The sequence below is a fragment of the Nocardioides cavernae genome, assembly GCF_016907475.1.
GTDB classification, from domain to species: domain Bacteria; phylum Actinomycetota; class Actinomycetes; order Propionibacteriales; family Nocardioidaceae; genus Nocardioides; species Nocardioides cavernae.
This window is the reverse complement of sequence record NZ_JAFBCA010000001.1, coordinates 1,094,076-1,118,458: the sequence shown is the minus strand read 5'-3', so window position 1 is coordinate 1,118,458 and position 24,383 is coordinate 1,094,076. Positions and strand designations below refer to the sequence as shown.

The window sequence follows — 24,383 nt, the reverse complement described above, 5'->3', positions numbered from 1 at the left end:
CCGCCGACGCCGAGCGGGACGAGGGCGAGGGTCAGCGCGGGTCGAGCTGGAACCAGCGCCGCACCTCGACCCGGCGCAGGCACACGACGGTCGCCACGGCGGCCGCGGCGGGCAGCAGGACCAGCGGGGTGTTGAGCACGAGGGCGAGACAGGCACCGGCGCTGAAGGCGGCGCTGATCATCAGGCCGCGGCGCGCCCACTCGCGGCGCGCCATCGCGAAGCCGGCCAGCACCAGCGCCATGACGCACCAGACGACGAAGACACCCGCCAGCGCGAAAACGGTCGTGCGCACCTGCTCGAGGCTCAGGCCGTCGTCGAGCATCTCGGGCTGCTGCTGCTCCATGACGCTGCGCAGGAAGTCCGGGGAGAAGCCCGCGATCGCCAGCCACAGGAGCGAGAGCCCGAGCAGGCCGCCGGCGGTGACGACCGTGATGACGAACGCCGCGACCATCGCGCCCGGACGAGCCTGGAGCAGCTGGCGGCGCTGCCAGTCCGGCGCGGGGTGGGCGGCGTACGGCGCCGGGGCGGGCTGGTGCGGCGGATAGGCCTGGCCGTACGGCGACTCGGCGGGGCCGCCGACGGGGTGCTGCTGGGCGGGCGGACCGGGCTCGCCGAAGGGCCGGCTGGCCGGCGGCGGGACGGACGGCGAGTCGGACGGGGCCGAGGGCGGAGTGGACTGCGGGGTGGAGGGCTCGTCGCTCCCGGCGGGCGGCCGGCCCCACGGGTCGGCCTGTCCGGACGCGTCGCGGTCGGCGCGACCGGCGTTCTTGGACGGAGCCGGGTTCGGCGGGGTCCATCGGCCGGTGGCGAACCACTCGCGGGCGGGCTGGATCCAGAGCATCGCTGCACCCGCAGCGACGAACGACCCCGCCAGGCCGCCGGCGGGGAACCCGGCGACGAAGACGACGACCGCGAACAGCGTCAGGCCCAGGCGCGAGGAGCGGTCGGGCTTGCGGACGTACCAGCCGAGGATCGCGGTCGCGCACGCGCAGGCCGCGGCGACCATGCACGAGAGCCGCAGCAGGTCGGTCGTGCCCGACACGGTGAGCCCGAGCGAGGAGAACGGCGCGTCGGCGAGAACGTCACGGATGGCGTCCTGCGTCTCGAGCGAGCCGAGCGTGGTGACTCGCTCCCACGCGGTCAGGAGCACCACCACCGAGGAGAACATGATGATGCCCGAGGCCAGGGTGACCTGGGGCGGACGTTGCTTGGTGGGCTGGCTCACCGGGCCATTGTCCCAAGTCGCGCCCAACTCCCCCCATCCGCACCCCGGGGCCCCGCTGCGGGGTTTCTCAGGGTCGTCCTCAGGGACCGGCGGGGTGCGGTCCCCGATGTGCCGGGTGCCCGTGCGAGGCGAGGGTTGGACCCATGATCAGCGTCGAGCACCTCACCAAGCAGTACGGCCGGTTCACGGCCGTCGACAACGTCTCCTTCACGGCCGCGACCGGTCGGGTGACCGGCTTCCTCGGCCCCAACGGCGCCGGCAAGTCCACCACCATGCGCATCATGGTCGGCCTCACCCGGCCCAGCACCGGTCAGGTCACCGTCACCGGCCGCGACTACCGCGAGCTGGTCAACCCCGGCCTCGAGGTCGGCGTCCTGCTGGACGCCTCCGCGCAGCACGCCGGGCGCACCGGCCGCGAGATCCTCGCGATCGCCGCGCAGACCATGGGCCTGCCGAAGTCCCGGGTCACCGAGACCCTCGCCCGCGTCGGGCTCACCGCCGACGAGGCCGAGCGCCGGGTCCGCAACTACTCCCTCGGCATGCGCCAGCGCCTCGGCATCGCGACCGCCCTGATCGGCGACCCGCAGGTGCTGATCCTCGACGAGCCCGCCAACGGCCTCGACCCGGCCGGCATCCGCTGGATGCGCGACCTGCTCCGCGGCTTCGCCGACCAGGGCGGCACCGTGCTGCTGTCCTCGCACCTGCTCCACGAGATCGAGGTGATCGCCGACGACATCGTCGTGATCGGCCAGGGCCGCATCGTGGCCCAGGGCAGCAAGGCCGAGCTCCTCGCCGCGGCCGGCACCCTCGTCCGCGCCGCCGACCCCTCCCAGCAGGACCGCCTCGCCCGTGCCCTGCACGAGGCGTCGGTCGTCACCACCCCCATCGACGGCGGCCTGCGCGCCGACGCCGACCCCGAGCTCGTGGGCGAGACGGCACACCGTGCCGGTGTCGTCCTGCGCGAGCTGCGCGCCGCCGACGGCGCCGGCCTGGAGGAGATGTTCCTCGAGCTCACCGCCGAGACCGCTCGTGAAGGAGCAGCAGCATGACCACCCAGACCCACGAGGCCACCCCGGTCCCCGCCGTCGCCGCCACGTCCGCACCCGAGGCACCCGCCGCGCCCCGCGTCGTACGCCCCATCCCCATGACACGCCTGGTCGGCGTCGAGCTGCGCAAGATGTTCGACACCCGCGCAGGCTTCTGGATGATGGCCAGCGTCGGCATCGTGTCCGTCCTCGCCACCGCCGCCGTGATCATCTGGGCGCCCGACGAGGCGATCACCCAGAACACGTTCTCCACCGCGATCGGCATGCCCCTGTCGGTGGTCCTGCCGATCATCGCGATCCTGTCGGTCACCGGGGAGTACAGCCAGCGCACCGGCCTGACGACGTACACGCTGGTGCCGTGGCGGGGCCGCGTGATGTCCGCGAAGGTCGTCTCGACGCTGCTGGTCGGCGTGGTGGCGATGTTCCTCGCCCTCGCGGTCGGCGCGCTCGGCAACGTCGTGGGCTCCGCGATCACCGGCCTCGACGCGACGTGGGACATCTCGCTCGCGCAGTTCGGCAACATCGTGCTCGCCAACGTGCTCGGCATGCTGATGGGCTTCATGCTCGGCGTGCTGTTCCGCAGCTCGGCCGGCGCCATCGTGGGCTACTTCGTCTACTCGCTCGTCCTGCCGGTCGCCTTCGGCACGCTCGCCGCCTTCCAGGAGTGGTTCCGCGACCTGCAGCCGTGGGTCGACGTGAACTTCGCCGTCACCCGGCTCTTCGACCAGACGATGACCGCCGAGTACTGGCAGCAGCTCGGCGTCTCCACCCTGGTCTGGCTCTGGATCCCGCTGGCCATCGGCCTGCGCGCGATCCTGCGTGCCGAGGTGAAGTAGATCCCCTCTGCTTCCCTCGTGCCCATCAGCGGCTGCCGGTCGGGGGACCGGCGGCCGCTGATGTCTGTCTGCTGCAGGAGGTCGCAGAAGTCACCGGATGTCCGGTGACTTGCCCACTTGGAGGCCCAGATCTCGGCCTCGAAGCGGGAGACTGGGGTGCCAAGTCCGACTCTGACAGGCTGGCCACATGCACCCCGACGCCTGGCTGGTCGTCATCGACCCGCAGCGGATCTTCGCCTCCCCCGACAGCGAGTGGGGGTCGCCGATGTTCCCCGACATCGTGGAGCCCGTACGACGGCTCGCCGCCGCCGCGGGCGGGCGCACCGTGGTCACGCGCTGGGTGCCCGCGGCCGAGCCGCAAGGAAGCTGGCGGGCCTACCTCGATGCCTGGCCGTTCGCCGACGTGCCCCACGACGACCCGCTGCTCGACCTCGTGCCCGAGGTGCATGGGCTGACGGAGACGGTGGTCTCGCTGCCGACGTTCGGCAAGTGGGGGTACGCCCTGCAAGCCGTGACCGGGCCGACGCCGCACCTCGTGCTGGCCGGGGTGAGCACCGACTGCTGCGTCGTCTCGACGGCGCTGGCGGCTGCCGACGCGGGCGCGACCATCACCGTCGTCACCGACGCGTGCGCCGGATCGACGCCGGACAACCACCGGGCCGCGATGGACGTGATGGCGCTCTACCCGCCGCAGATCACGCTGGCCACGACGGAAGAAGTGCTCGGTTGAGCCGGGTGATCCACACCGGCCAGGCCCTGGTCGACGTGGTCGTCGAGGTCCCCGACCTCCCGGACCGCGGGCAGAACGTGATGGCCGCCTCGGCCACCGACTACGCCGGCGGCACGGTCACCGTGCTGCTGGCGGCGGCCCGGTTCGGCGCGGAGTGCGTGCAGGCCGGTGCCATCGGCACGGGGCCCCACGGGGACCTGATCCGCGCAGCACTGACCGCCGCCGGGATCGGGGTGTCGGCACCACCTGTCGAGGGCCTCGACACCGGCATCTGCGTGGTCATGGTCGAGCCGAGCGCCGAGCGCACCTTCGTGACCACGCTGGGGGCCGAGCGCCGGATCAGCGTCGAGTCGCTCGGCACCTCCGAGCCGGGCCCGGGCGACCTGGTCTGCGTCACCGGCTTCTCGCTCGCCCTCGACAGCACCCGCGACCCGCTGCTCTCGTGGCTCCCGACCCTCCATCCCGGCGTGGTCGTGGTGCTCGATCCGGGCGCCGCCTTCGCGGGCCTCGACGCCGACGTCCGGGCGGCGATGCTCGAGGTGACCGACGTCTGGTCGAGCAACACCGAGGAGGCGGAGGACCTCCTCCGCGCCGTCGGCCAGGGCGCGCCCGGCGACCTCGGGGCGATCACCACCGCGATCGTCCCGCTGCTGCGCGGCGACGCGGTCGCGATCGTCCGTGACGGGCCGGAGGGCTGCGCGGTCCACGTCGCCGGCACGACGACGTACGTCCCCGGGTTCCCGCAGACGCCCGTCGACACCAACGGTGCCGGCGACACCCACACCGGCGCGCTGCTGGCCGAGGTGGCCGCGGGTACGCCGTGGGAGGAGGGCTGTCGACGGGCCAACGCGGCGGCCGCCATCAAGGTGACCCGGCGCGGGCCGGAGTCCGCCCCGACCGCGGCCGAGGTCGACGCCTTCCTGGGCGGCCGCTGAACGAAACGCCAGCACAGGAGGCCACCGCGCCGTAGGTTGCCGGTCATGCCTCTCTTCGGTCGGTCGAAGGACGACGCTCCTCCCCTGCTCGTGGACGTGCACCTGGCCGCGCGGGTGCAGCCCGTGCACCGGGGCGAGATCTACGAGGAGCCGTTGCAGGCTGCGTTCGACCAGTTCCTCCCGGGCAGCAAGGTCGTGGGCGGTGGGTCCCAGCTCGACCCGACGCAGGGAGTCCTGTCCTGCGACCTCGAGGTCGAGCTCTGCGGCGACCGCGACAAGGGGCTGGACGTCCTGGTCAAGGTGCTGGAGCACTACGGCGCGCCGGTCGGGTCGTCGTACACCGTGGGCGACGAGGCCACCGTGCCCTTCGGACGCACCCACGGCGTCGCGCTCTCCCTCGACGGGACGTCCCTGCCGGCCGAGGTCTATGCGACCAACGACGTCAACGAACTGATCGGCGCGCTGACGACGGAGCTCGGCGAGGTCGCCACGCTCCAGTCGTGGTGGGAAGGACCCCAGCGCACGAACCTCTACTTCTACGGCAACGACGCAGCGCAGATCCGCGACGTGCTGTCGTCGGCAGCGAGCCGCTTCCCGCTCGCGCAGTCGAGCCTCGTGGAGGACATCGCCTAGCGCAGTCGGACCCTGCTAGGAGCGTCGTCCCTGCGACTCGCGCAGCTTGCGCCCACGCTCGATGTCCTCCTGCACCTTGGCGGCGGCCTTGTCGGACTTGCGGGTGTCGCGGGGAGGAAGCTGCAGCTCCTCCTCGGCCGCGATGCCGGCCTGGAGCTGGCGGCCGCGCTCGAGCTCGGCGTCGAGCTCGGCGCCAAAGAGCAGGGCCAGGTTGGTGATCCACAGCCACAGCAGGAACGCGATGACGCCCGCCAGCGAGCCGTACGTCTTGTCGTAGCTGGAGAAGTTCGCGACGTAGAAGCCGAACGCGGCCGAAGCGATCACCCACGCCACGATCGCCACGATCGCGCCAACACTGATCCAGCGGAACTTGGGCTGCTTCACGTTGGGGGTGGCGTAGTAGAGCAGGGCGACGATGAGCACCACGACGGCCAGCAGCACCGGCCACTTGGCGATGCTCCACACCGTCACGGCAGCCGACTCCAGACCGATCGCGCTCCCCACGGCCTCGGCGGCGGGGCCGGTCAGCACGAGGCCGACGGCGACAACGGCAACGAGGACGACGGTCACCAGGGTGACGAGGAGCATCGTCGGGCGGAGCTTCCAGATCGGCCGTCCCTCGTCGATCTCGTAGATGCGGTTCATCCCGCGGCCGAAGGCGCCGACGTAGCCGGACGCCGACCACAGGGCGGTCGCGAGGCCGATGACGAGGGCGAGACCCGCACCCTGGCTCGCGGCGAGGTTCGTCAGCGTGGGCTCGAGGGTGTCCGCGGCCGACGAGGCACCGATGTCGCGCAGGATCTGCAGCAGCGTGTCGACCGTCTGCTGCTGCTGGCCGACGAGCCCGACCAGCGAGAGCAGGGCGATCGCGGCCGGGAAGAGCGCGAGCACGGCGTAGTAGGTCAGCGCCGCGGCGAGGTCGGTGCACTCGTCGTCCATGAACTCGCGCACGGTCTTGCGAAGCGCGTAGACCCACGTCGGCTTCGCGATGTCGGCGGGTGAGTCGGGCTTGCCCGGCGCGTCGGGGGCGGGGGCCGTGCGCTCGCGCTCCTCGCTCCTGGACTCCCCATCGGTGGAGGTGGATCGGTTCGTCATGTCACCCCAGTGCCCGCGCGGGGGCGGCCCATGCGGGGTCGGGCCACTGCCGGGTGGGGCGCTCGACCCGGACGCGGTGGCTCCCCGCCGGCAGGGTCGGCATGCGCGTCGCGTCGGTCGCACCCGGGGTGACCTCGAGGTCCAGCCCGGCCAGCACCCGGATCGTCTCGGACAGCAGGCGCAGGGTCAGGGACTCGCCCGGGCACCGGTGGCCGGACGGGTGGCCGCCGCCCTGCGGCACGAGGTCGAAGGCGGACTCCGCCGCGACCTCGTCGTGGTCGAGGAAGCGGTCGGCGTCGAACAGGCGCGGTGCAGGCCAGCGGCTCTCGTGGTGGTCGATGCCGATGACGTCGAGCAGCAGCCGGTCGCCCTCACGCACCCGGACGCCCGAGACCTCCGCCCCGCGCACGGCGAGCGCGGTGAGCGCGGGCACGAAGGGGGACGTGCGTCGTACCTCCTGCGCGAAGGCGTACCGCTCGTGCACCGCCTCCTGCTGCACCAGGCGCGCCCGCTCCTCCGCGGGCACCGACGCCAGCGCGAGCCCGGCGAAGCAGCCCAGCCAGCTGACGGCGACCGTCGGGCGCAGCACGTTGAGCAGCTCCACCGCCGCCTCGCGGACGTCGAGGTCGGTGGCGGCGATCATCTGCAGGGCGCTGCCGGTCGCGGGGCTCGTCCGTCCCTCACGCGCGTCGCGGACTGCGGTCCGGGCCCAGCGCCCGGCCCACCGGCGAGCACGCCAGCCGCGGACGTACGCCGACCCGGCGAGGCCGAACCCGTCGACGATCTCGGCCAACCGGCGGCTGACGAGGTCGGCCTCCCGGCGGGTGACGTCGAGACCGGCCCAGTGCAGGGTCGCCGCGCCGTAGACGCTCACCAGCTCACGGTGCAGGTCGACCTGCCGCCCGACCCAGCCGCCGGCGCGGGTGACCAGGGCGCCGCGCACCTCGGCGACGAGCGAGTCGAGCCGGTCGGGGTCCAGCACGTCGAGGACCAGCCGCTTGCGGTCCCGGTGCTCGGTGCCGTCCATCCCGTGCACGGCGCCGCGGCCGAAGAGCAGCCGCGCGAGGGGCGGGGGCACCGCTCCCGTACGTCGCACGAGCGACTCGTCGTAGAACGCGCGCGCACCGTCGGGGTCACCGAGGACCACGGTGCGGCGGCCGAGCAGCCGCGAGACATAGGTGTCCGCCCCTCCGCGGGCGGTGCGGTCACGGGCGACGGCGTCGTAGCCGTGGCGCGCCAGCAGGAATCCGAGATCGGTCATCCCTGCCCGTTCCCGCGTAGTCCGCGGCACATGCGCGCCGGCCGCCGCGACCCCTTCGCCGTTCTGCCGCGCGATGGTGGCGGCAGATCGCAGCAGAACGACCCCTGGACATGCAAGGTGCCGCCACCCCAGCGCACCGGGCAGGTCACCCGTCCCGGGCGACCTCGGCGAGCAGCCGGGCGAAGCGGCGGTTGACGTCGAGGGTGGCGTCGGCCGCCACCCGGCTCACGTGGCCCTGGTCCATGAAGCCGTGGATCATCCCGTCGTAGCGGACCAAGTCGACGCGCACGCCCGCGCCGGCGAGCGCGGCGGCGTACGCCTCCCCCTCGTCGCGGAGGAGGTCGCACCCGGCGGTCGCGACCACGGCCGGCGGCAGCCCGGTCAGGTCGCCGTGGAGCGGCGAGTGCCGCCAGTCGCCCGCTGCCGGCGCCTCGCCGGAGAAGTAGAGGGTGTTGATGTGGTCGGTCATCTCCGTCGTCAGGAGGTGGCCGGTGCCGAACTCGTCCTTCGACGGGTGGTGACCGAGCAGGTCGGTGGCGGGGTAGATCAGCAGCTGCGCCGCGATCTCCACCTCGCCGCGCAGCTCCTGCGTCGCGATGGCCGCGAGGTTGCCGCCGGCCGAGTCGCCCGCGACGGCGAGCACGTCGGAGCCGCCGTACGACTCCAGTCGTGCCGCGACGGCACGGACCGCACGGACGGCGTCGTGGGTGGCGGCCGGCCACGGGTGCTCCGGCGCGAGGCGGTAGTCGACGCTGACGAAGACCGCGCCGGTGTCGCGGACCAGCCGGCGCACGACCTGGTCGTGGGTGTCGACGTCGCCGCGGAACCAGCCGCCGCCGTGGAGGTAGACGACCGTCGCGACCGGGCCCTCGACCTCGGCCGGCCGGTAGACGCGCACCGGCAGCGCGTCGACGACCTCGTCGGTCACCACCCCGATGGGTACGACGTCCTCCGGACGCACGCTGTCGACGCGCAGCGCCCGCATGCCGGCGCGCGCCTCGGGGATGGTCATCTCCGAGACGGGCCGCCCGCGCTGCCTCTCGACCTCGCCGATGAAGACGGCGAGGTCGGGGTCGAGCGGCACCTCAGCGCACCGTCATCGGACGAGGCAGGGACGCTTGGGGTCGAACGCCCAGTCGTCGACGAGGTACTGCATGGCGACCGCGTCGTCGCGCGCACCGAGGCCGTGCTCGAGGTAGAGCTCGTGCGCCTGCGCCAGCCGGTCGCGGTCGAGCGCGACGCCGAGTCCCGGGGTGTCGGGCACCTCGATCGCGCCGTCGCGGATCTGCAGCGGATCGGTCGTCAGGCCCTGGCCGTCCTGCCAGATCCAGTGCGTGTCGAGCGCGGTGATCTCGCCCGGGGCGGCCGCGCCGACCTGGGTGAACATCGCCAGCGAGACGTCGAAGTGGTTGTTGGAGTGCGAGCCCCACGTCAGGCCGAAGTCGTGGCACAGCTGGGCGACGCGGACGGAGCCCGCCATCGTCCAGAAGTGCGGGTCGGCGAGCGGGATGTCGACGGCGTTGGTGCGCACCGCGTCGGCCATCTGACGCCAGTCGGTGGCGACCATGTTGGTGGCCGTGCGCAGGCCGGTGCGGCGCTTGAACTGGGCCATCACCTCGCGCCCGGAGTAGCCGCCCTCGGCACCGCACGGGTCCTCGGCGTAGGCGAGGACGTCGTCCTTGCCCGCCAGCAGACGGACCGCGTCCTCGAGCAGCCAGCCGCCGTTGGGGTCGAGGGTGATCCGCGCGTCGGGGAAGCGCTCGTGCAGCGCGGTGACGGCCGCGACCTCCTCCTCGCCGGGCAGCACGCCGCCCTTGAGCTTGAAGTCGGTGAAGCCGTAGCGGGCCTGCGCGGCCTCGGCGAGGCGGACGACCGCCTCGGGGGTCATCGCCTCCTCGCGCCGGACCTTCTCCCAGTCGTCGGCGGCCCCCGAGGACGGGTGCTCGCGGAGGTAGGGCAGGTCGGTGCGGTCGGGGTCGCCGACGTAGAACAGGTAGCCGAGCATCGGCACGCTGTCGCGCTGCTGGCCCTCGCCGAGCAGCTCCGCCACCGGCACGCCGAGCGCCTGGCCCGAGAGGTCGAGCAGCGCCGACTCCAGCGCCGTCACCGCGTGGATGGTGGTGCGGAGGTCGAAGGTCTGCAGGCCGCGCCCGCCGGCGTCGCGGTCGGCGTACGCCGCGGCGACGCGGCGCAGCAGGGTGCGGAACATCGCGACCGGCTGGCCGACGAGGATCTCGGCCGCGTCGGCGATCGTCTGCCTGATCGCCTCGCCGCCGGGCACCTCGCCGAGGCCCTCGCGTCCCTCGGAGTCGGTGACGATCGCGATGTTGCGGGTGAAGAACGGACCGTGGGCGCCGCTCAGGTTGAGCAGCATCGAGTCGTGCCCGGCGACCGGGACGACGTCGACCTTGGCGATCGTGCTCATGCCTCGAGAGTCCCGTCGAGGCGGCGGCGCAGGCCCCAGGGGTTGTCGTCGCGGACGGCGGCGGGGAGCAGCGCGGCCGGCACGTCCTGGTAGGCGACCGGACGCTGGAAGCGCTCGATCGCGAGGCTGCCGACGCTGGTGCTGCGCGAGTCGGACGTCGCCGGGTAGGGACCGCCGTGGACCATCGCGTGGCCGACCTCGACACCGGTCGGCCAGCCGTTGAAGAGCACCCGGCCAGCCTTGAGCTCGAGGACCGGCAGCAGCGCGGACGCGTCCTCGACGTCGCCGTCGGTGGCGTGGACGGTCGCGGTGAGCTGGCCCTCGAGGGCCTCGAGCCGGGGCAGCAGGGAGGCCACGTCGTCGTACCTGACCACGACGCCGGCGGCGCCGAACACCTCGTCGGTCACGGTGCTGTCGTCGATCGCGAGCAGCTCGGCGGGTGCCTCGTAGACCACCGGCGCCGGGGCGTGCTCGCCGGCGGCGGAGCCCTCGCCGACGACGCGGATGCCGTCGGTGCCGCGCAGGCTGGCAGTGCCGCTGGCGTAGGCGTCGGCGATGCCGGGCGTGAGCATCTGCTGGCCGGAGGCTCCGCTGACGGCCTCGCCGGCTGCCAGCAGGAACGCGTCGCCGCGCTCGCCGGACGGCAGGAAGAGCAGGCCGGGGTTGGTGCAGAACTGGCCGGAGCCGAGCGTCAGGCTGCCGACGTACGCCTGGGCGAGCGCGGCGACGTCACCCTCGAGCGCGCCGGGCAGCACGACGACGGGGTTGATCGACGACATCTCGGCGTAGACCGGGATCGGCACGTCGCGCTCGGCGGCGGCACGGACGAGGGCGAGGCCGCCGCCACGCGAGCCGGTGAAGCCGACCGCGGCGATGCGCGGGTCGGCGACGAGCTCCTGGCCGGTCTCGATGCCACCGAGGACGAAGGAGAACGTGCCGGCGGGCAGGCCCGACTTCTCGACGGCGCGGGTGATCGCGCGGGCGACGAGGGTGCCCGTGTCCGGGTGGGCCGGGTGGCCCTTCACGACGACGGGGCAGCCGGCGGCGAGCGCCGACGCGGTGTCGCCGCCCGCGGTGGAGAAGGCGAGCGGGAAGTTGCTGGCCCCGAAGACCGCGACCGGGCCCAGCGGCACCATCCGCTGCCGGATGTCGGCACGCGGCAGGGGCGCACGGTCCGGCAGCGCCGGGTCGATGCGCACGCCGAGGTGGTCGCCCTGCCGGACGACGCCGGCGAACATCCGCAGCTGGCCGGTGGTGCGGCCGACCTCGCCGGTGATCCGCCCCTCGGGCAGCCCGCTCTCGCGGACCGCCTCCGGGATGATCGCGTCCTTGTCGGCCTCGATCTCGGCCGCGACCGCCTCGAGGAAGGCGCTCCGCTCCTCGGGGGTGGTGGCGCGGTAGGCCGCGAACGCCGCGACGGCGGCCGCGGTGGCGGCGGCGACGTCGGGCTGCTCGGAGTCGGTGCCGGCGATGATGGACGTGGCCTGGTCAGACATGGATTCCTTCGGGGTGGGTCGAGGGGGGTCGTGGTGTCAGGCCCTCGAGCCTGCCACCTTGTCCACGAGGGTCTGGAGCTCGTCGCGCTCGGCGTCGAGCAGGTCGGACAGCGGCGGGCGCACCGGACCAGCCGGGCGACCGACGGCGTCGAGGCCGGCCTTGACGATCGACACCGAGTAGCCCGACTCGCGGTCGCGGATCTTGGTGTAGGGGATGACGAAGTCGTTGAGCATCGCGTAGACCGCGTCCCGGTCCTGGCGGCGTACGGCGGCATAGAAGTCGAGCGCGAACTGCGGGACGAAGTTGAAGATCGCGGAGCTGTAGGTCGTCACGCCGAGCTGGAGCAGCGGCAGGGCGAAGACCTCGGCGGTGGGCAGGCCGCCGACGTAGAAGAGGCGGTCGCCGAGCTGGGCGTAGGTGCGGGTCATCTGCTCGATGCCGCCGACGCCGTCCTTGAAGCCGACGAGGTTGGCGTTGCGCTGGCAGGCCTGCTCGAGCGCATCCGTGCCGAGCACGGCGTTGGCGCGGGAGTAGTAGATGACACCGAGGTTGGTCGCAGAGCACACGGCGCTGATGTGCTCGACGAGGCCGCGCTGGCCGGCCTCGGTGAGGTACGGCGGCATGAGCAGGATGCCGTCGGCACCGGCGGCCTCCGCGGCCTTGACCTGCGCGACGGCGTTGACCGTCGAACCCGTCGCGGGGGCCAGCACGGGGACCTTCCCGCCAGCGCCGGCGATGGCGGCGCGTACGACGCGGTCGGTCTCCTCGGCGTTGAGCGAGAAGCCCTCACCCGTGCCACCGGCGGCGAACAGGCCGGCGACGTCGTAGCCGCTGAGCCACTCGAGGTGCGCGAGGTAGGCGGGCTCGTCGAACTGGAGATCGGCGTCGAAGTGGGTGACCGGGAACGACAGCAGGCCGCTGCCCAGGGTCTCGACGAGCTCGGTCGGGCTGTACTTCGTCACGCTGCGTCCTTCGGTCGGCCGTGGGTCGGTGCCCCACGGATGTGGCGGTGCTCACCAACCTAGGAAGACCTGACGATGCCTGTCCAAGCCCGTTTCTGAATCCAGTGATGCCTTGGGGGTATCTACCCGGAGAACGACCTGGTGCCCAGCCAGCGCGGGACGCTCGCGCGGTAGGCGGCGTAGTCGGCGCCGAAGCGATCGGCGAGCGCTCGCTCCTCGGCCGCGATCTGGAAGCGGTCGATCACCGCCACGAAGACGACGACCGGCAGGACGCCCGGCCAGGAGCCCCGGCGGAGCGCGTTGGCGACGAGCAGGCCGGCCATCCCGACGTACATCGGGTTGCGGGTGCGGGAGTTGGGTCCCGAGACGACCAGGGACGACGCCTTGGAGGGGTCGAACGGCTCGACCGTCGTGTGCTGCGCCCGGAAACGCATGGACGCTCCACCGGCCAGCGCGACCGACGTCGCCGCCGTGACGGCCGCGGCCGCCCGCCGTGACCCAGAGGAGGGCGGCGCCCCACGGGACAGGCCGCGCTGGGCGAGCGCGGCAACGAGCGCGAGGAGCGGCGGCGGCGGGCGCTTCATGGGACCACGGTGCCACGACCAGCGGCCCGGGCGCAGCCCTCCAGCCCTGCCGTACGGTGCGCCTGTGACCCCGGACGTCCTCCTCGTCGGCGCCGGCGACCTCGGCGCGGCGGTCGGCCTGCGCCTGGCCGACCTCGGCCACGGCGTGCTCGCCCTGCGGCGCAACGCCTCGCTGGTGCCCGCGCCGCTCGTCGGCCGCTCGGTGGACCTGACGCGCGAGGCCCCGGACCTGTCCGACGTACGTCCCCGCCTCCTCGTCGTCGCGCTGACCGCGCGGCCGCGGACCGAGGAGTCCTACCGAGCGACGTACGTCGACGGGATGGCGCGTGCCCTCGACGCGCTGCCCGAGCCGCCCGAGCGGGCCGTCCTCGTCTCGTCGACCGCCGTGCACGGCAACCGCGACCTCCCGGAGCTCGAGGACGAGACGACTCCCCCGGCCCCGAGCGACGGCCCGGGCCGGATGCTCGTCGCCGCCGAGGAGGCCTTCCACGAGCGCGTCCCGCACGGGAGCGTGCTGCGGCTGTCCGGGTTGTACGGCGGCAGCAGCACGCGGCTGCTCGACCAGGTGCGCGAGGGCCGGATCGACGACCCGCACCGCTGGACCAACCGCATCCACCGCACCGACGCCGCCGCGGCGGTCGTGCACCTGCTGACCATGGACCTCGCGCCGGAGCGGCTCTACCTCGGCACCGACGACGAACCGGCCCAGCTCGGCGACGTGGCGGCCTTCCTCGCCGACCGCCTCGGCGCCCCTGCTCCCCCGCCGGCCGACCGGGCACGTGGCCACGGAAAGCGGCTGTCCAACGCGCGGCTGCGGTCGGCGGGCTGGGCGGCGACGTACCCGTCGTACCGCGAGGGATATGCGGGCCTCGCAGCCGTCTGAGTCGTCCTCGACCTGGGGTACGTCCGGTCGTTCGGCAGCCAGCGAACCCTCACGGGCCCAGACTGCGGGCATGGCCGTGATGCCCTCGGAAGCACAGCAGCAGGCGATCCACGTCGACCGCCGCCGCCCGGGCCTGGCCCTCCTGGTCGCCCTCCTCGCGGCGGTGCCGTACGCCATCGGGCTGGTGCTGCCCTACTACGCGAACGGCATCCACCTGCGCCCGGCCGACCAGACGATCTACGCCTACGACCTGGGCACCATGTGGCCCTACGACACCGCGCTCGGCGGGGTGGTCGCGTTCGTCGCCATCGTGGGCGTGCCGACGGCGCCATTCATCTCCGGCGGCGTGGCGATGTGGTCGTTGTTCATGGTGTGGAGCTGGCGGCGGACGCTGACCGTGACCGAGGTCCTCCTCTACGCGACCGCCTTCGCGGTCGGGGTCGCGACGATCGCCTGGCTGGCCACGCCGCTGGCGAACGAGCTCCTCACGTGGTTCTGGGACTGACGCGCTTCCCGGCGTTACCCGACGCAGGAGGGGCGATGCAATCCCCCCTACGGAGTGAGCCGAAGGTCTCTGGTGCCGTGTCGGCGCGCCGACCTACCGTGCACGGACCTGTCGATCGCTCGGCTCGCCGGGCACAACTGATGTGGAGAAACATGTCTGCACGACGTTGGACGGCCGTCCTGACCGGACTGGCCCTTCCTCTCGGGATCGTCGCCACCACCACCTCGTCACCGGCGAACGCCATCCCCACCCAGTCGCACTGCGGCACCGAGGCCTCGGGCTCGGGCAACAGCGGATTCGTCAACCATGCCCAGCTCTCCCGGACCCTCGAGGGCATCGAGCGCACCACCAAGGGCGTCGTCGACGTCGAGGTCGTGGGCGAGAGCAACCAGGGCCGCGAGATCTACACCGCTCGCGTCGGCGAGGGCGACACCGTCGTCTTCGTCGAGTCGCAGATCCACGGCAACGAGAACCACGGCACCGAGGCGCTGCTCGACCTGCTCCGTCGCTGGGGCGGTTCGACGCCCGAGGCGGTGGCCCTCCGCAAGGAGGTCACGATCGTGGCGATCCCGCGGCTCAACGTCGACGGCGGCGAGCGCGACACCCGCCAGAACGAGATGATCTGGGCCGACGTCGTGGCCGCCTTCCCGCAGCTCGCGGGCGTCGCGCCGGCGTGGAACTACAACACGCGCGTCGGCGGCTTCGACGTGAACCGCGACTTCAACCCCGACCTCGACTACGTCCCGCAGCCGGCCGACTTCCCGGGCAACAGCGCCGACACCGGCTGGTACATCACGCCGGAGTCCCAGACGGTCCGCGACGTCTACCGGGGGCTGGAGGCCGAGTTCGGCACGGTCGACTACTTCGTCGACCTGCACAACCAGTGGTCCTGCTACGCCACCGAGGACCTCGAGCGCATGTCGCCGCTGTCGATCTCGGCGAAGTTCATCGAGGACCCGGCCGAGTTCGGCACGTGGCCGAAGTTCGACATGGAGGCGTCCGAGCGCGCCAACGTCGCGGTCTACGAGGCGCTCCAGGGCTACGGCAAGTCCGGCTACGGCGACGTGACGCTCTACCCGCAGGACACCAACCTCCCGGGCACCGCGCTCGGCTCGTTCGCCCTGCGCGGCAGCGCGGTGGTGCTCTTCGAGACGTCGAGCCAGACGCAGTACGACGGCATGAAGCGCAACGGCATGCTGCGCAAGCAGATCGAGATCGGGCTCGGCGGCCTGGTCGACTCCGTCGCCGACGGCTCGATCGACACGCTCGACCCGTCGGTCTACGACACCATCCCGCAGCGGGTCTACCTGCCCGCCGACTGACCGGGGAGAAGATCGTGGAGGATCCGAGCCACCTGGTGACTCGGATCTTCCGCGATCCCGGGCTCGTGACGGTCGCAGCGTCCGAGACTCAGCCGGTCGTCATCAACCGGGTCAGGGCCTCGAGCCCGGGCCCGGTCGCCGCCGCGAGCCGCTCGCGGACCCGGTCGAGCTCGGCGGAGCCGGGGTGGTCGGCCGGGATGCGGGCCGGGTTGATCGCCACGGTGTTGGACCACGCCGCGATGTCGGGCTCGGCGCCGAGGGCCATCGAGGCCCGGGTCCCGCGGACGTTCATGTCCGCCCACTGCTGCAGCGAGTTGCCGAAGCGCGACGGCGGGCACAGTCGGTTCTTCTCCGCGTCGTCACGTCGGGTCGCCTCGACGTAGCCGATCGCGGCCGCGCTGAAGCACGGGAAGCCCGCGCGCACCGGCTGGACCGTGATGTCCTCCGGGCGCCAGACGGACATGAGCGGCGGGTTCTTCAGGCCGTCGGCAGCGCAGTGCACCACCACCGCGTCGTCCGCGACCCGCACGGTGGTGCCGTCCTCGAGCTCGAGGCGACCGCGCTCCACGTTGCGCAGGTGCCCGTGGCGTACGACGTTCTCGATGGACCGCAGCAGCTCGAGCTCCCACAGGCCGAGCGTCGGGGCCTTCGCCATGGTGGGTGTGACCGACGGGTCGATGCGTAGCATGACCCCGGCGTCCTCCAGCCGGAGGAACAGCTCGTCGAGCGACGACGAGGCCGCCGCCTCCTCGAACGTCGTCGCCGGCACCCCGAGGAAGACCTCCGGGTCGGGCTGGATCAATGCACGGTTGAGCATCCACGGGTCCCGGGGCCGCACCCAGCAGATCGCGTCGGGGTCCACGCCCTGCCCGAGCAGCCACACGCAGGCATCGGTGGCCGTCTTGCCCGAGCCGACGATGACGTACTGGCTCGGGGCCTCCTCGAGCCGGACCACGTCGTTGACCGTCACGGCGCGCGCGTCGTCGGCGACCGAGAACGGTGCCGACGACTCGGCAGGGATGCTCGGCGCGAGGTAGTGGGCGTTGACGACCCGGCACGACGCCGGCACCTCCCACGTCCTCCCGGAGATGCGCGAGACGACCGTGCGGCCGACGACGTCGCACCCGGTGAGCACCTCGACCCGGCCCGTGCGGCGCAGCCGCTCGACGGCTCGCGCGTAGTAGTCCACGATCTCCGGCTGCGAGGCGCGCACGTGCAGGCCCGCCTCGGGCCCCTGCTCCTGGACGTTCCCGCCGAGCACCGTCGAGGCGACCCCGTAGAACGTCGAGGACTGGTGCAGCCGGACGAACGGGTAGTCCTCCAGCCAGTGGCCGCCCGCGCCGTGGCGGCGGTCGACGATCGCGACGCGTGCGTCGGAGTGGTCGACCAGCGCGTCGGCGAAGCCCATCCCCATCGCGCCGGCCCCCACCACGAGGTAGTCGACGTCCAGTGTGCGAGTCATGGACACACGCTGGCACACCTTCGCGGCCCGCGCCCGGGGCAACCGGTGCCGGTCCAGACGTCACCGTGCCGAAACACCAGCCCGCCACACTGACGCCGTGCACATCACCCGCGCCGACTTCAGCGACCCGCGGCTGGCGGCGTTCCTGCAGGCCCACCTCGACGACATGGAGCCGACCGCGCCGCCGGAGAGCCGGCACGCGCTCGACCTGACCGCGCTGCAGGGGGACGGCGCACGTCTCTGGGTCGGCGCCGACGGTGACGGGATCATCGGCACGGTCGCGCTGGCGGCGGTCAGCGACGGGCACGAGGAGCTGAAGAGCATGCGGACCGAGCCGCGCGTGCGGGGCACCGGGGTGGCGACGGGCCTGCTCGCCCACGCACTCGACGACGCCCGGCGACGCGGGGTGTCCCGGGTGTCCCTCGAGACCGGCTCGATGGAGTTCTTCGAGCCGGCGCGCCGGTTCTACGCGCGCTCCGGCTTCACGCCGTGCGAGCCATTCGGCTCCTACGTCGAGGACCCGCTGAGCAGGTTCATGACGCTGGAGCTGGGTCCGCGCTGACGCCCTCGACGTACGCCGGCAGGGTCAGGGTCGCCGTCGTGCCGCGCCCGCGCTCGGAGTCGATGTCGATCGAGCCGCCGTGGCGGGCGACGATGCGCGCGACGATGGCCAGGCCGAGGCCGGTGCCGGGGCGCGAGAGGGCGGCCGGGTTGGTGGAGCGGAAGAACTCGCGGAACAGCTGCTCCTGGTCGGGCGGCGAGATGCCGATCCCGGTGTCCTCGACGGTGGCGACGACCGAGCCGCCCTGCGTCGTGACGCGCACGGTCACCCGGCCGCCGGGGTCGGTGTACTTGATCGCGTTGGAGGCGAGGTTGGTGAGCAGGCGGTGCAGCTCCTCGGGCTCCCCGGGCACGAACACCGGCTCGTCGGGCAGGTCGGACTCGCAGGTGACGCCCCCCGCGGTGGCCGCCGCGTGGCACTCGTCGCAGACGTCGTGGACGACCCGCCGCAGGTCGACCGCGATGGGGTCGAACTCGCGGTGCGGGTCGGAGACCTGGGCCATGGTGAGCATGTCGTCGATGACCGCGCGCATCCGGGTGGCGCCGCGGGTCGCGGCCGCGACGGACCGGCGGCCGTCCTCGTCGAGACCCGAGGTGTCGAGGAGCTCGAGGTTGGCGCTCATCGAGAAGAGCGGGTTGCGCAGCTCGTGGCCCATCGTGTTGACCACCTCGACGCGGTAGCTGTCGAGCTTGCGGAGGCGGTCGGCGATGGCGCGCTCGAGCTCGAGCTGGCGGGCCTTGCCGACCGCCAGGCCGAGGTCACGGCCGACGTCGCGCGCCGCGTCGATCTCGATGCCGGTCCAGCGGCGGGCGTCGGAGACGCGGGTCAGGACCAGGAAGCCCACGCACTCGCGGCCGACCCCCAGCGGGACGAAGAGCACCGACCCGATGCCGATCCGGTCGAGGAAGCCCAGCAGCCGCTCGGCGTCGCCGCGGGCCAGGCCGGGCTGGTCGAGGCTGTTGCGCGAGAAGGGCGCGACGTACTGGTCGGCCCAGTAGCGGCGTGACAGACGCACGACCACGTCGTCGATCTCGGCGAAGGGCGGCGCGTCGTAGGTGTTGCCGACGGCGTAGGACGTCGTGGTGGACCCGACCCCGTCGGGGTTGAACGCCGTCAGCCACATGCCGACGGCGTCGAAGCACGACACGACCGCGGAGCGGCACGCCTCCAGCACCAGCTCGAGCGTCGGCTCGCCGAGGGCCTGGCGCACGATCGCACGCACCTCCGTGGCCATCCGCACCTGCTCGCTCAGCTCCTCGCGCTCGAGGGCGAGCAGGACGAGCGTCCGCGCCAGTCCGGCGTACTTGGTCAGCACCTTCATCTTCTCCGGCGACGGCAGCCGGCCGTCGTCGGGGATGTCGACCGACAGCAGGCCGCGCAGCCGGCCCTGGTCGTCGTGGAGCGGCGCGGCGAGGAGGTCGAGCGGGTGCCACGCGTCCTCGCCCTCGAGCGGGGTCACGTCGGGGATGTGGCTGTAGGAGAGCGCCTCCACGCTCGCCCGGTCGTGCGGCACGAAGCGCCACACGCCCCACTCGTCGGCGTCGCGGAGCTCGTTCTCGATCGACTCCGCGGGCACCTCCGTGCCGACGAACCCGTCCTCGACCCCGGCAGCGGCGACGACCTCGAAGTGGCCGTCGCGGCGCAGCGTCAGCGACGACTGCGCGAAGCCGGCGAGGGTGGCGACGCCCTCGACGAGCACCTGCAGGTGCTGTCGCGTCTGCTCGTCGGCCCACGGGGTCTCGGCATGGCGCCGTCCCGTGTCCGGTTCGTCGTGCATCTCACTCCCTGCGTCGCGTCGCCCTCGCGGCAACCCCGACTCTAAGCCTCCAGGCCTGACGAGCGCAGGGCTTCCTTGACACTGTGGATGACTCGGCGGCCGCCGGGGCTCAGTCGGCCTGGGCGGTCACGACGTCGAGCACGCGGCGTACGACGGGCGTCACGGCCTCGCGTGACCAGATGGCGTGCAGCTCGACCGGCCGGTCGGGGTCGGCGTCGACCCGCGTGTCGCCGCCGTGGTGGGCGAGCTCCTTGAAGACCACGCCGTCGACGTGCAGCGACGCCGCCGACGCCGGCGCCAGCGTCACCCCCCGCTCCGCCGAGACGAGGAGCATGGCCGTCAGCACCTGGTGCACCCGCTGGTCGATGCGCGGGTGGGCGTTGGCGAAGAAGCGGACCGACAGCTCGTGGAAGTAGCGCGACTGGTCGGGGTTGTAGCCGATGACCGTCTCACCCTCGAAGTCGTCGGAGGTCAGCGGCCGGTCGCTCGCGGCGAGCGGGTGGGCCGCCGGCACGACGGCCATGAAGGGCTCGCGCAGCACCACCCGCGAGCGCAGCAGGGAGGTGTCGAACGGCGGTCGGGCCAGGCCGATGTCGAGCTCGCCGCGGCGGATGCCGTCGACCTGCGCGTTGGTGACCCGCTCGGACAGCACGACCTCCACGTCGGGCAGCTCGGCGGTGAGGCGGCGCAGCAGCGGGCCGAGGATCGAGATCGCCGACACCGCGGTGAAGCCGAGGCGGACGACGCCGGCGGCGCCCGCGTCGACCCGCCGGGCGAGGTCACCCGCACCCTCGACGAGGTTGAGCAACCGGTGGGCCTCGTCGAGGAACGCCACGCCAGCGCCGGTCAGCTCCACCCGCCGGTTGTCGCGCTCCAGGAGACGCGCGCCCACCGACTTCTCCAGCTTCTGGATCTGCCGCGACAGCGGGGGCTGGGTCATCTGGAGCCGCTCGGCGGCCCGCCCGAAGTGCAGCTCCTCGGCCACGGCGACGAACGAGCGGACCTGGTCGAGGGTGATCACGGGGCGAGGGTACGATGCACGAGATGGATCAGTCCATGCCGAATTGGGCTTGGACCGGCATCAATGCGCAAACCTAGTGTCGGTGGTCACACCCCGAACAAGGAGCACCTCCATGCGCAAGCAGTCCCTCAGCCTGGCGGCCATCGCCGCAGGCGCTGCCCTCGCCCTGTCCGCCTGTGGCGGCGTCTCCACCAGCACCGGCGGCGACGACGGGGGCGAGTACCCGTCCGGCGCGGTCGAGATGTACGTCGGTGCCGACCCCGGCGGCTCGAGCGACCTGATCTCCCGCCAGGTCGCCACCGGCCTGACCGACGAGCTGGGCGAGACCTTCTCCGTGATCAACCGGTCCGGCTCCAACGGCGCCCTCGCGGCGGCCGAGGTCGAGCAGGCCGAGCCCAACGGCGACATCATCGCCATCCAGAACGCCTCCCTCTTCGCCATCACCCCTCTGGCCGTGGCCGAGGAGGAGGTCACCGACATCAACGACTTCGACGTCGTCGGTGGCGTCTCGCGCGACGACTACGTCCTGGTGACCAGCGCCGACAACGACTGGGCGACCATCGACGACCTCAAGAGCGCCGGCAAGAAGGTCACCTACGGCACCACCGGCGTGGGCACCGGCTCGCAGCTCTCCTGCGGGCTCACCTACTCGACCGCCGGCATCGACTCCGAGGCCGTGCCCTTCGACGGTGGTGCGCCGGCGCTGACCGCGCTGCTCGGCAACCAGGTCGACACCGCCTGCCTGCAGGTCGGCGAGGCCCGCGAGAACATCGAGAGCGGCAAGATCACCCCCCTCTCGGTCTACGCTCCCGAGCGCATCGACGCACTCCCCGACGTGCCGACGGCCACGGAGCAGGGCATCGACGTCGAGGTCTACCAGTACCGCTTCATGACCACGCCGAAGGGCACCCCGCAGGACGTCAAGGACGCCATCTGGGAGGGCATGCAGGCGACGTTCGAGACCGAGGACTACCAGGCCTTCAACGAGGCGAACAGCCTGACCCCGATGGAGGTCCCCGGTGACGAGGTCGTCGAGGCGCTCGAGAGCGACAAGCAGCGCTACGCCGACCTCGTCGAGCAGTACGACATCAACCTGGCCGAGTGACGGCCCACGCCACCTCCTGACCACGACCCGAGGAGCCGACATGAGTGACGAGCACAGCCGCCCCGGCGGCGGCCGGGGGGACATCCTGGCCGAGCTCGAGGCCGAGGTGGCCCACGAGCTGGAGGAGCAGCGCCCGCCCGCGGGCGGTCCTGCCTACCAGGTCGCGGCCGCGCTCGTGACGCTCGCCGTCGGCGTCCTCGGCGCGGTCCTCGCCTACGGCTACGGGCTCGGGTCGCTGCGGCGACCGGGCCCGGGCCTGTGGCCGTTCGTCATCTCGACGGCGATCATCGCCCTGTCGGTCGTGCTGCTGGTGGTGGGTCGCAGGCTCACCGACAGCGAGCAGTTCAGCCGCGCGAGCGTCCTGCCGCTGGTCGGCCTCGTCACGTTCGTCGGGTTCGCCTTCCTGCTCCCGGTGATCGGGTTCGAGATCCCGGCCCTGCTGCTCAGCATCGTCTGGCTGCGGTTCCTCGGCGGGGAGTCGTGGCGCTCCACCATCGCCGTGTCCGTGGGCACCGTTGCTGCGTTCTACGCCCTGTTCCTCTACGGCCTCGGCATCCCGCTGCCGCACCTGTTCTGAGAGGCACCCCGATGGACGCATTCCTCGACGGCTTCGCCGTCGTCAGCCAGCCCGAGAACCTGCTCTACTGCCTCATCGGCGTGCTCATCGGCATGCTCATCGGCGTGCTGCCCGGCCTCGGCCCGGCCGCCACGATGGCGATCCTGCTGCCGATCGTCGTCACCGTCGACCCCGTGGCCGCCGTCATCATGCTGGCCGGCATCTACTACGGCGCCCAGTACGGCGGCACCATCACCTCGGTGCTGCTCCGCCTGCCGGGCGAGGCCTCATCGGTGGTCACCGTGTTCGACGGCTTCGCACTCGCCAAGCAGGGCAAGGCCGGCACCGCCCTCGGTGTCGCCGCCATCGGCTCCTTCGTCGGCGCGACCTTCTCGATCATCCTGCTCAGCCTCAGCGCTCCGCTGGTCGCGTCCTGGGCGCTCGACTTCGGTCCGGCCGAGTACGCCGCGCTGGCCCTCCTCGGCGTGCTGCTCATCGCCACCATCGGCAGCGGTCATCCCATCAAGGCCCTGATCGCCGCCTGTGTCGGCCTGCTCTTCGCCACCGTGGGACGCGACAGCTTCAGCAACGCCCAGCGGTTCAGCTTCGACAGCATGCAGCTTGCCGACGGGCTCGACTTCGTGGTCGTCGCCATGGGGCTCTTCGGCGTCGCCGAGATCCTCTACAACCTGGAGGAGCGCCACGGCAAGGCGCACGTGCCCGCGGCCGTCAACAACATCTGGCCCTCCCGCAAGGAGCTCAAGCAGGCCAGCCCCGCCATCGGGCGCGGGTCGGTCATCGGCTTCTTCCTCGGCGTCCTCCCCGGTGGCGGTGCCGTGATGGCCTCGCTCGCGGCGTACGCCACCGAGAAGCGCATCTCCAAGACCCCCGAGCGGTTCGGCCGTGGCGCCATCGAGGGCGTCGCGGCACCGGAGAGCGCCAACAACGCGGCCGCCACCTCGTCCTTCATCCCCCTGCTCACCCTCGGCATCCCCGCCAACGCCTCGATGGCGATGCTGTTCGCGGCCCTGCTCGTCCTCGGGATCACGCCCGGTCCCCAGCTGCTCGAGGAACGCCCCGACCTCTTCTGGGGCGTCGTGAACTCCATGTACATCGGCAACGTGCTGCTGCTCGTCCTGAGCCTGCCGCTGGTCGGGATCTTCGTGCGCATCCTCCGCGTGCGGCCGGCGATCCTGGCCCCGATCACGGCGCTGATCACGATCCTGGGCGTGTACACGATCAACAACTCGACCTTCGACATCTTCGTGATGATCGCCTTCGGCATCGTGGGCTACCTGATGAAGAAGGTGGGCTTCGAGCCCGGCCCGATGGTGCTGGCGTTCGTCCTCGGGGCCCTCCTCGAGAACAACGTGCGCCGGGCCCTGCTGATCTTCGACGGCGACCCGACCGGCTTCCTCACCCGCCCCATCTCCGGCACGATCCTGGCGCTCTTCCTGGTCGCCGCCCTGTTCCCGATCGTCCAGGCCGTGCGCCACCGGCGTGCTGCCACCCCGGACGAGACCCACCATCGAGAGGACTCCCTGCGATGACCAGCCCTACGACGATCGTGATCGGCTACGTGCCCAGCCCCGTCGGCGAGGCGGCCCTGGAGGCCGGCCTGGCCGAGGCAGCCGCCCGCGGGGACGACGTCGTCATCCTCAACAGCCCGCGCCGTCGCAGCACCGTGGACGCCGAGCTCATCGACGAGACCGCGTCCGACGAGCTCGTCGCCCGGGCCGCCGCGGCCGGCGTGACCGCCCGAGTCGACCAGTCCGACCACGGCGACGACATCGTCGAGACCTTCGCCGAGGTCGCCGCCGCCGCGTCCGCGCGGCTGGTCGTCATCGGCATGCGCCGCCGCTCGCCGGTCGGCAAGCTCGTCACCGGCAGCGACGCGCAGCGCCTGCTCCTCGACCTCGACGTGCCGATCCTCGCCGTGAAGACGGCCAGGTGAGCCGCGG

The 24,383-nt window shown here is 72.5% G+C and carries 24 protein-coding genes; 13 read left to right on the top strand and 11 right to left on the bottom strand.

What is annotated here, in order from left to right:
- Positions 1–31: 31 nt before the first annotated feature.
- Positions 32–1,225, bottom strand: coding sequence for a hypothetical protein (locus JOD65_RS05215; RefSeq protein WP_191193426.1), 1,194 nt, complete (start codon positions 1,223–1,225; stop codon positions 32–34).
- Positions 1,226–1,368: 143 nt separating this feature from the next.
- Here JOD65_RS05215 and JOD65_RS05210 point away from each other — a divergent pair, with 143 nt between their 5' ends.
- The 5 genes from JOD65_RS05210 (at position 1,369) to JOD65_RS05190 (ending at position 5,405) form a co-directional block, all read left to right on the top strand.
- Positions 1,369–2,274, top strand: coding sequence for an ABC transporter ATP-binding protein (locus JOD65_RS05210; protein ID WP_191193427.1), 906 nt, complete (start codon positions 1,369–1,371; stop codon positions 2,272–2,274).
- Positions 2,271–3,107: an ABC transporter permease gene (locus tag JOD65_RS05205; protein WP_224747122.1), complete on the top strand. Its 837-nt coding sequence runs from the start codon at positions 2,271–2,273 to the stop codon at positions 3,105–3,107. The genes JOD65_RS05210 and JOD65_RS05205 overlap by 4 nt, the downstream gene beginning before the upstream one ends.
- A 187-nt stretch (positions 3,108–3,294) precedes the next feature.
- Positions 3,295–3,837, top strand: a complete 543-nt coding sequence (locus JOD65_RS05200; RefSeq protein WP_191193428.1) for a cysteine hydrolase family protein — start codon at positions 3,295–3,297, stop codon at positions 3,835–3,837.
- A gap of 5 nt (positions 3,838–3,842) precedes the next feature.
- The gene (locus tag JOD65_RS05195; protein ID WP_307821366.1) at positions 3,843–4,772 is read left to right on the top strand and encodes a PfkB family carbohydrate kinase; all 930 of its coding nucleotides are present in this window, start codon (positions 3,843–3,845) and stop codon (positions 4,770–4,772) included.
- Positions 4,773–4,817: 45 nt separating this feature from the next.
- Positions 4,818–5,405, top strand: a complete 588-nt coding sequence (locus JOD65_RS05190) for a hypothetical protein (protein WP_191193430.1) — start codon at positions 4,818–4,820, stop codon at positions 5,403–5,405.
- A gap of 15 nt (positions 5,406–5,420) precedes the next feature.
- On the opposite strand, the gene JOD65_RS05185 is transcribed toward JOD65_RS05190, so the two are convergent.
- The 7 genes from JOD65_RS05185 to JOD65_RS05155 form a co-directional block, all read right to left on the bottom strand.
- On the bottom strand, positions 5,421–6,500 hold the full coding sequence (locus JOD65_RS05185; protein WP_191193431.1) for a YihY/virulence factor BrkB family protein: 1,080 nt from the start codon (positions 6,498–6,500) through the stop codon (positions 5,421–5,423).
- Position 6,501: 1 nt separating this feature from the next.
- On the bottom strand, positions 6,502–7,761 hold the full coding sequence (locus tag JOD65_RS05180) for a cytochrome P450 (protein ID WP_191193432.1): 1,260 nt from the start codon (positions 7,759–7,761) through the stop codon (positions 6,502–6,504).
- 145 nt (positions 7,762–7,906) lie between these two features.
- Positions 7,907–8,845, bottom strand: coding sequence for an alpha/beta hydrolase (locus tag JOD65_RS05175; protein ID WP_204810959.1), 939 nt, complete (start codon positions 8,843–8,845; stop codon positions 7,907–7,909).
- A gap of 12 nt (positions 8,846–8,857) precedes the next feature.
- A complete protein-coding gene (locus tag JOD65_RS05170; RefSeq protein WP_191193433.1) occupies positions 8,858–10,186 on the bottom strand; it encodes an enolase C-terminal domain-like protein in 1,329 nt (442 codons plus the stop codon).
- A complete protein-coding gene (locus JOD65_RS05165; protein WP_191193434.1) occupies positions 10,183–11,682 on the bottom strand; it encodes an aldehyde dehydrogenase (NADP(+)) in 1,500 nt (499 codons plus the stop codon). Before JOD65_RS05165 ends, JOD65_RS05170 begins: the two co-directional genes overlap by 4 nt.
- 36 nt (positions 11,683–11,718) lie before the next feature.
- Positions 11,719–12,645: a 5-dehydro-4-deoxyglucarate dehydratase gene (gene kdgD, locus JOD65_RS05160; protein ID WP_191193435.1), complete on the bottom strand. Its 927-nt coding sequence runs from the start codon at positions 12,643–12,645 to the stop codon at positions 11,719–11,721.
- Positions 12,646–12,767: 122 nt separating this feature from the next.
- Entirely contained in the window at positions 12,768–13,229 is a 462-nt protein-coding gene (locus tag JOD65_RS05155; protein ID WP_191193436.1) for a methyltransferase family protein, read from the bottom strand.
- 64 nt (positions 13,230–13,293) lie between these two features.
- On the opposite strand from JOD65_RS05155, the gene JOD65_RS05150 reads away from it, so the two are divergent.
- The 3 genes from JOD65_RS05150 (at position 13,294) to JOD65_RS05140 (ending at position 15,939) form a co-directional block, all read left to right on the top strand.
- On the top strand, positions 13,294–14,112 hold the full coding sequence (locus JOD65_RS05150; RefSeq protein ID WP_191193437.1) for a Rossmann-fold NAD(P)-binding domain-containing protein: 819 nt from the start codon (positions 13,294–13,296) through the stop codon (positions 14,110–14,112).
- A gap of 70 nt (positions 14,113–14,182) precedes the next feature.
- On the top strand, positions 14,183–14,617 hold the full coding sequence (locus JOD65_RS05145; RefSeq protein WP_191193438.1) for a hypothetical protein: 435 nt from the start codon (positions 14,183–14,185) through the stop codon (positions 14,615–14,617).
- A gap of 152 nt (positions 14,618–14,769) precedes the next feature.
- Positions 14,770–15,939 (top strand): M14 family zinc carboxypeptidase, encoded by a 1,170-nt coding sequence (locus JOD65_RS05140; protein WP_191193439.1) that lies wholly within the window; start codon positions 14,770–14,772, stop codon positions 15,937–15,939.
- 88 nt (positions 15,940–16,027) lie between these two features.
- Here the strand turns inward: JOD65_RS05140 and JOD65_RS05135 are convergent, their stop codons facing one another.
- Positions 16,028–17,401: an NAD(P)-binding protein gene (locus JOD65_RS05135; RefSeq protein WP_191193440.1), complete on the bottom strand. Its 1,374-nt coding sequence runs from the start codon at positions 17,399–17,401 to the stop codon at positions 16,028–16,030.
- A gap of 97 nt (positions 17,402–17,498) precedes the next feature.
- Here JOD65_RS05135 and JOD65_RS05130 point away from each other — a divergent pair, with 97 nt between their 5' ends.
- Positions 17,499–17,963, top strand: a complete 465-nt coding sequence (locus JOD65_RS05130; RefSeq protein ID WP_204810957.1) for a GNAT family N-acetyltransferase — start codon at positions 17,499–17,501, stop codon at positions 17,961–17,963.
- On the opposite strand, the gene JOD65_RS05125 is transcribed toward JOD65_RS05130, so the two are convergent.
- Together JOD65_RS05125 and JOD65_RS05120 are read right to left on the bottom strand one after the other, a co-directional pair.
- Entirely contained in the window at positions 17,935–19,740 is a 1,806-nt protein-coding gene (locus JOD65_RS05125) for a GAF domain-containing sensor histidine kinase (RefSeq protein ID WP_191193442.1), read from the bottom strand. The two genes, JOD65_RS05130 and JOD65_RS05125, sit on opposite strands and share 29 nt — an antisense overlap.
- 109 nt (positions 19,741–19,849) lie before the next feature.
- On the bottom strand, positions 19,850–20,761 hold the full coding sequence (locus tag JOD65_RS05120; protein WP_191193443.1) for a LysR substrate-binding domain-containing protein: 912 nt from the start codon (positions 20,759–20,761) through the stop codon (positions 19,850–19,852).
- Positions 20,762–20,873: 112 nt separating this feature from the next.
- Between JOD65_RS05120 and JOD65_RS05115 the strand changes: the two genes are divergently transcribed.
- The 4 genes from JOD65_RS05115 to JOD65_RS05100 are packed head-to-tail and all read left to right on the top strand — an operon-like array spanning position 20,874 to position 24,376.
- Complete coding sequence (locus JOD65_RS05115) at positions 20,874–21,866, top strand: Bug family tripartite tricarboxylate transporter substrate binding protein (protein WP_191193444.1); 993 nt, start codon at positions 20,874–20,876, stop codon at positions 21,864–21,866.
- 40 nt (positions 21,867–21,906) lie between these two features.
- Positions 21,907–22,443: a tripartite tricarboxylate transporter TctB family protein gene (locus JOD65_RS05110; RefSeq protein WP_191193445.1), complete on the top strand. Its 537-nt coding sequence runs from the start codon at positions 21,907–21,909 to the stop codon at positions 22,441–22,443.
- An 11-nt stretch (positions 22,444–22,454) separates the two neighbouring features.
- A complete protein-coding gene (locus tag JOD65_RS05105) occupies positions 22,455–23,972 on the top strand; it encodes a tripartite tricarboxylate transporter permease (RefSeq protein ID WP_191193446.1) in 1,518 nt (505 codons plus the stop codon).
- On the top strand, positions 23,969–24,376 hold the full coding sequence (locus tag JOD65_RS05100) for a universal stress protein (RefSeq protein WP_191193447.1): 408 nt from the start codon (positions 23,969–23,971) through the stop codon (positions 24,374–24,376). The genes JOD65_RS05105 and JOD65_RS05100 overlap by 4 nt, the downstream gene beginning before the upstream one ends.
- Positions 24,377–24,383: the final 7 nt, after the last annotated feature.

Bases quoted from the DNA above. Each gene is read 5' to 3' on its own strand.
- JOD65_RS05210 (WP_191193427.1), top strand. From the start codon at position 1,369: ATGATCAGCGTCGAGCACCTCACCAAGCAGTACGGCCGGTTCACGGCC.
- JOD65_RS05205 (WP_224747122.1), top strand. From the start codon at position 2,271: ATGACCACCCAGACCCACGAGGCCACCCCGGTCCCCGCCGTCGCCGCC.
- JOD65_RS05200 (WP_191193428.1), top strand. From the start codon at position 3,295: ATGCACCCCGACGCCTGGCTGGTCGTCATCGACCCGCAGCGGATCTTC.
- JOD65_RS05190 (WP_191193430.1), top strand. From the start codon at position 4,818: ATGCCTCTCTTCGGTCGGTCGAAGGACGACGCTCCTCCCCTGCTCGTG.
- JOD65_RS05185 (WP_191193431.1), bottom strand. From the start codon at position 6,500: ATGACGAACCGATCCACCTCCACCGATGGGGAGTCCAGGAGCGAGGAG.
- JOD65_RS05180 (WP_191193432.1), bottom strand. From the start codon at position 7,761: ATGACCGATCTCGGATTCCTGCTGGCGCGCCACGGCTACGACGCCGTC.
- JOD65_RS05170 (WP_191193433.1), bottom strand. From the start codon at position 10,186: ATGAGCACGATCGCCAAGGTCGACGTCGTCCCGGTCGCCGGGCACGAC.
- JOD65_RS05165 (WP_191193434.1), bottom strand. From the start codon at position 11,682: ATGTCTGACCAGGCCACGTCCATCATCGCCGGCACCGACTCCGAGCAG.
- JOD65_RS05155 (WP_191193436.1), bottom strand. From the start codon at position 13,229: ATGAAGCGCCCGCCGCCGCCGCTCCTCGCGCTCGTTGCCGCGCTCGCC.
- JOD65_RS05145 (WP_191193438.1), top strand. From the start codon at position 14,183: ATGGCCGTGATGCCCTCGGAAGCACAGCAGCAGGCGATCCACGTCGAC.
- JOD65_RS05140 (WP_191193439.1), top strand. From the start codon at position 14,770: ATGTCTGCACGACGTTGGACGGCCGTCCTGACCGGACTGGCCCTTCCT.
- JOD65_RS05135 (WP_191193440.1), bottom strand. From the start codon at position 17,401: ATGACTCGCACACTGGACGTCGACTACCTCGTGGTGGGGGCCGGCGCG.
- JOD65_RS05125 (WP_191193442.1), bottom strand. From the start codon at position 19,740: ATGCACGACGAACCGGACACGGGACGGCGCCATGCCGAGACCCCGTGG.
- JOD65_RS05115 (WP_191193444.1), top strand. From the start codon at position 20,874: ATGCGCAAGCAGTCCCTCAGCCTGGCGGCCATCGCCGCAGGCGCTGCC.
- JOD65_RS05110 (WP_191193445.1), top strand. From the start codon at position 21,907: ATGAGTGACGAGCACAGCCGCCCCGGCGGCGGCCGGGGGGACATCCTG.
- JOD65_RS05105 (WP_191193446.1), top strand. From the start codon at position 22,455: ATGGACGCATTCCTCGACGGCTTCGCCGTCGTCAGCCAGCCCGAGAAC.
- JOD65_RS05100 (WP_191193447.1), top strand. From the start codon at position 23,969: ATGACCAGCCCTACGACGATCGTGATCGGCTACGTGCCCAGCCCCGTC.